Annotated in this window: 6 protein-coding genes and 2 tRNA genes; 6 read left to right on the forward strand and 2 right to left on the reverse strand. The window is 30.4% G+C overall.

Features of this window, described 5'->3' with window-relative positions; all coding sequences use genetic code 11:
- Positions 1-36: 36 nt before the first annotated feature.
- From ACIQZC_RS08710 to ACIQZC_RS08735, 6 genes are all read left to right on the forward strand, one after another.
- Positions 37-109, forward strand: a tRNA-Lys gene (locus ACIQZC_RS08710).
- Between the two features lie 41 nt (positions 110-150).
- Positions 151-233, forward strand: a tRNA-Leu gene (locus tag ACIQZC_RS08715).
- Positions 234-338: 105 nt separating this feature from the next.
- Positions 339-1,241, forward strand: a complete 903-nt coding sequence (locus ACIQZC_RS08720) for a MerR family transcriptional regulator (RefSeq protein ID WP_396138844.1) — start codon at positions 339-341, stop codon at positions 1,239-1,241.
- Between the two features lie 53 nt (positions 1,242-1,294).
- On the forward strand, positions 1,295-2,755 hold the full coding sequence (locus tag ACIQZC_RS08725) for a phytoene desaturase family protein (RefSeq protein WP_396138845.1): 1,461 nt from the start codon (positions 1,295-1,297) through the stop codon (positions 2,753-2,755).
- A gap of 1 nt (position 2,756) precedes the next feature.
- Complete coding sequence (locus ACIQZC_RS08730; RefSeq protein WP_396138846.1) at positions 2,757-3,596, forward strand: phytoene/squalene synthase family protein; 840 nt, start codon at positions 2,757-2,759, stop codon at positions 3,594-3,596.
- 84 nt (positions 3,597-3,680) lie between these two features.
- Positions 3,681-4,124: a beta-carotene hydroxylase gene (locus tag ACIQZC_RS08735; protein WP_396138847.1), complete on the forward strand. Its 444-nt coding sequence runs from the start codon at positions 3,681-3,683 to the stop codon at positions 4,122-4,124.
- Between the two features lie 27 nt (positions 4,125-4,151).
- Here the strand turns inward: ACIQZC_RS08735 and ACIQZC_RS08740 are convergent, their stop codons facing one another.
- Positions 4,152-4,685, reverse strand: a complete 534-nt coding sequence (locus ACIQZC_RS08740; RefSeq protein WP_396138848.1) for a DUF4252 domain-containing protein — start codon at positions 4,683-4,685, stop codon at positions 4,152-4,154.
- Positions 4,686-4,689: 4 nt separating this feature from the next.
- Positions 4,690-5,217: a DUF4252 domain-containing protein gene (locus tag ACIQZC_RS08745; RefSeq protein ID WP_396138849.1), complete on the reverse strand. Its 528-nt coding sequence runs from the start codon at positions 5,215-5,217 to the stop codon at positions 4,690-4,692.
- Positions 5,218-5,329 lie beyond the last annotated feature (112 nt).

Raw genomic sequence — 5,329 nt, forward strand, 5'->3', positions numbered from 1 at the left:
CCAGGTCACTACTTAACACATATTTCTTGAAGCACCGACTTGGTAGCTCAGCTGGTAGAGCACATCACTTTTAATGATGGGGTCCTGGGTTCGAATCCCAGCCAGGTCACAAAAGTAAAGACGTTGCGATGCAACGTCTTTACTTTTTTAGGCCATGTGGAGAAACGGTAGACTCGCCATCTTGAGGGGGTGGTGCTCGAAAGGGCGTGAGGGTTCAAATCCCTCCATGGTCACTTTGCTAACTTTATTACTACTAACACGCTTTATTTATTGATTTTTAAATAATAACTTTTATTTGTTTATTTTTTTATTACATTTGTTAGACAAAATAAATGATCATGACTAATGTAAAGAATGTATTTAGTATAAAAGATTTAGAGAATCTATCTGGCATTAAAGCGCATACCATCCGAATTTGGGAAAAAAGATATAATGTATTGGAACCGATGCGTTCTGAAACTAATATTCGTTTTTATGACATTAAAAGTTTGCAAAAACTTTTAAGTATCGTATTACTTCATAATTATGGTTACAAAATATCAAAAATATCTTCGCTATCTCATGAAGATTTCAATAAACTAGCAAATGAAATTATTTCAGAAAAAAGCGCTAAAAATCATGCTATAAGTACTTTTAAATTAGCCATGATGAACTTTGATCAAACGTTATTTTTTAATACCTACAATAAATTATTGAGCGAAAAAACATTTAAAGAAGTCTTTTATTCGGTTTTCATTCCATTGATGCAAGAATTAGGTTTTTTATGGCAAACCGATACGATAAGTCCTGCTCATGAACATTTTATAACCTATCTCATCAAACAAAAACTGTTAATTAACACCGAAAAAGTACAAACCTTAACCCCAACAAATGAAGATAAAGTTTTTGTATTATTTTTACCATCAAATGAAATTCATGAATTAGGCATTATGTACTTAAATTATGAAATATTATTAAATGGTTATCAAACAATATACCTAGGGGAAAGTATTCCAATAGACAGTTTGTTAGATCTAAAAAGAGCTTTCGAAAAAATAACTTTTGTAGGCTATTTTACCGTTGAGCCAAATAAAGAAATAATAGAGGATTATATTGATGAAATGCACGAAAAATTAATAAAAGATTCTGATAACGAAATCTTGCTATTGGGCAGAATGACTGCCGAAATTAAAGATAAAAATAAATACAAAAACATTCATATTTATAACAGTATTGAAGAACTAACTTCTTCTTACCTGTAATAATTTGATTTGTTTAATTCTTTTATTACTTTTGTTAAACAAAATTATTCAAAGTGCGAAAAAAAATTGCAATTATTGGTTCCGGATTCTCTTCATTAGCAGCTGCTTGTTACTTAGCTAAAGCTGGAAACGAAGTAACTATCTACGAAAAAAATGAAACAATCGGTGGGAGAGCTCGTCAATTAAAAAAAGAAGGATTTACCTTTGATATAGGACCTACATGGTATTGGATGCCCGATGTATTCGAACGTTTTTTTTCAGATTTTAATAAAAAACCATCGGATTATTATGAGTTAATAAAATTATCTCCCGCTTATCAAGTATATTTTGACAAATTAGATTTTGTAACTATAGCAGACAATCTCCCCGAAATTGTTTCCACTTTTGAATCCATAGAAAAAGGCAGTGGAAAAAAATTGGAACAATTTATGGCAGAAGCGCAAAGCAACTATAACATTGCTATAAAAGATTTAGTTTATAGACCCGGAGAATCTCCGCTTGAGTTAGTAACACTTGAAACTGCTAAAAAAGTCAATCAATTTTTTAGCACGATATCTAAAGATGTTAGAAAACGATTTAAAAATACAAAACTTGTTCAGATATTAGAATTTCCGGTTTTATTTCTTGGTGCTAAACCAAGTGACACACCATCTTTCTATAGTTTCATGAATTTTGCAGATTTTGGATTAGGTACTTTTCATCCAAAAAATGGAATGTATTCGGTTATTTTAGCCATGGCAGCGCTTGCAAAAGAACTTGGAGTGACTATCCATACCAATGCAAATATTGACAAAATCAATGTTGTAAATGGAATTACAACCGGACTATCCGTAAATCATGAAAATTGTAGTGCTGATGTAGTAGTTAGTGGTGCAGATTATCACCATTCGGAAACCTTATTAGACAAGCAATATCGTCAATATTCAGAAAAATATTGGAGTAAAAAAACCTTTGCTCCTTCATCACTTCTATTTTATGTAGGATTTGATAAAAAAATTGAGAATGTAGAGCATCATTCATTGTTTTTTGACGTCGATTTTGATGTACATGCTAAAGCAATTTATGACAATCCAAAATGGCCTAAAGAACCATTGTTTTATGCTAGTTTTCCTTCAAAAACAGACGAAAATTCAGCACCAGAAGGAAAAGAAGCCGGAATTTTTTTAATTCCTATTGCACCTGGTTTAGAAGACACAACTGAATTAAGAGAATTGTATTTTGAAAAAATAATTACCCGTTTTGAACTGCTAACGAATCAAAATATAAAAAATAATATTATCTTTAAGGAATCTTTTTGTGTGAATGATTTTGTTAAAGATTATAATTCATATAAAGGAAATGCATATGGAATGGCAAATACGCTGTTACAAACTGCTTTTTTGAGACCTAAGTTGAAAAGTAAAAAAGTAAGTAATTTATATTTTACAGGACAACTAACGGTTCCAGGACCTGGAGTACCTCCTGCTTTAATTTCAGGTAAATTAGTTTCTGATTTAATAGAAAAGTATCAATAGTATGAAATCAAATTTTGACAATGTATCCTTTGATTGTAGTGCAAAAGTTACGAAGGCCTATAGTACTTCTTTCTCTTCTGCGGTAAAGATGTTAGCACCTAGCATCCGTCAGGATATATATAACATTTATGGATTTGTTCGATTTGCTGATGAAATAGTAGATAGCTTTCACGATTATGACAAAGAGATATTATTTGCACAATTCGAAAATGATTTAGCATTGGCTTTATCACAAAAAATTAGTTTAAATCCAATTTTGAATTCGTTTCAACATACCGTTCATAATTACAATATTCCAAATGAGCTTATTGAAGCATTTATGAAAAGTATGAAGTTAGATTTGCATAAAACAAAATATAACACAGTTGAAGAATACAACGAATATATTTATGGTTCTGCCGATGTGGTAGGCTTAATGTGTTTGAAAGTTTTTGTAAACGGAAATGATAAAAAATTTATTGAACTAAAAGACTCAGCTATGCGTTTAGGATCAGCTTTTCAAAAAGTAAATTTTTTGAGAGATTTAAAAGCTGATTTTGAAGATTTAAGCAGAACCTATTTTCCTAATACCGATTTGAATCAATTAGATGAACAATCTAAACAAGAAATTATTGCTGATATTGAAAGTGATTTTGAAGCTGCATTTGAAGGAATAAAAAACCTACCATTAGAAGCTAAATTTGGTGTTTACACTGCATATCGTTATTATAGAAAATTATTAATAAAGCTTCAAAAAACTCCTTCTTTAGAGATAAAAAACACACGCATACGAGTTTCAGATTATCAAAAAGTAGAATTGTTAGCAAGATGTTATGTTAAATATAGATTAAATATTATTTAATAAAAGTTTGCGGCTCAATATTTTGTAATGCTGAAATTGTTTCAGCAGCTTTATACAAAATTAATAATTGAAATTTATTACATTATGTGGTTACATATATTGGTGTTTTTTACAACATTTTTCATCATGGAATTCATGGCATGGTTTAGTCACAAATACATTATGCATGGTTTTTTATGGGTATTACACGCAGATCATCATAAAAAAGATCATGATTCTTGGTTTGAACGAAACGATGCTTTTTTTATTTTTTATGCTGTGGTGAGCGTCAGCTGTTTTTTACTTTGGGACTATGGAATTTTTGAATTGGGCTTAGCAATTGGATTAGGAATATTATCCTATGGAATTGCTTATTTCTTTGTACATGATATTTTTATTCACCAACGTTTTAAATTATTCAGAAACGCAGACAATCGTTATGCTAGAGCGGTGAGAAGAGCTCATAAAATGCACCACAAACACATTGGAAAATTACATGGAGAATGTTTTGGAATGTTAATAGTTCCTTTAAAATATTACAAAAGCTAAAAAAATCCGGCAACTGCCGGATTTTTTTTATTTTAGTAATTGCTCTAATGGTTTGAGTTGTTCTAAATCAACATTTGATTTTTGAAGTAGCGTAAGCATATTCATGATATGAATTGGATTCATATCATTGCCTAAAACACGAACCACCGCAAATCCGTTTTCTTTTTTTCCAGCTAGAACTACAAATTCTTCAATGTGTTCGTCATCATTACCTACAAAATAGATTGCTGCACCATCACTTCCTGATCCTGCTTTCATTAATTGCTGATAGCTTTCGTCTTTCAAAATAGCTTTCACTTCTTTGATTTCTTTATCATATCCAGCAATATCGGTAGAATCAGCTCTAAAAGCCAAAATATTCATTTTTTTGAACGAACTAAGAGCAGCTTTCTCTTCACTAGTTAATTTAATTTTATCGGTATTAATAAAACTTGGTGCTAAATCAACAGATACAAATTCAGACGACTCAGTTTTTTCAACAAAATACTTTTGAAGGCTTGGTTTGTCTTCACAACTGCAAAGAATCAGCATACTTGAAACAAGAAACAATAACTTTTTCATAGATTTACTTTTTAGCTGCTCTTTTTAAATCATCTCCCCCAGGCAAACTCATTTTCTCGGTTAACATAGAAATTTCGTCTAAACTAAAACTTCCGGTTAACGATAAAACAATGGTATTAGCATCTTTCATGTTTGCACCTTCAATAAACATCAAAAGCTCTTTTACTATTTTTTCGTTAGCGCCAGATTTTACATAAATTTTTACGTTTTTACCTTCGTTGTTAACGCGCATTAACTCTTCTAATGGATTTGATTTTAAATAACTATTCACCGATGATTTCATGTCTGCTCCAACCTTTGAATTACTTGTGGTAAATACCTTTAAATTTTCTAATTTCTTTAATAAATTTAAATACTGCTGGGTATCTTTATCATTAGTATTTACTTTAACTTTACTCATCATTTCAAACATCTTTTTGTTTACTACAACAGATGTTACACCTTCTTTATCTTCAAATTTATCAAAAGCACCTTGAGCAAAAGAAACTAATGAGGCCATTAAAAAGGCAATAATTATAACTACATTTTTCATAATTCTACTATTTAAAAATTGATTTTTTTGTTTTTTCGTATTCATTTAAATGGGAAACACTTTGCATGCCAACATTTACTTGTTCAGCAACCATTAACAATGCTATTTGAGT

It is taken from the genome of Flavobacterium sp., from assembly GCF_044338735.1.
Taxonomy (GTDB): domain Bacteria; phylum Bacteroidota; class Bacteroidia; order Flavobacteriales; family Flavobacteriaceae; genus Flavobacterium.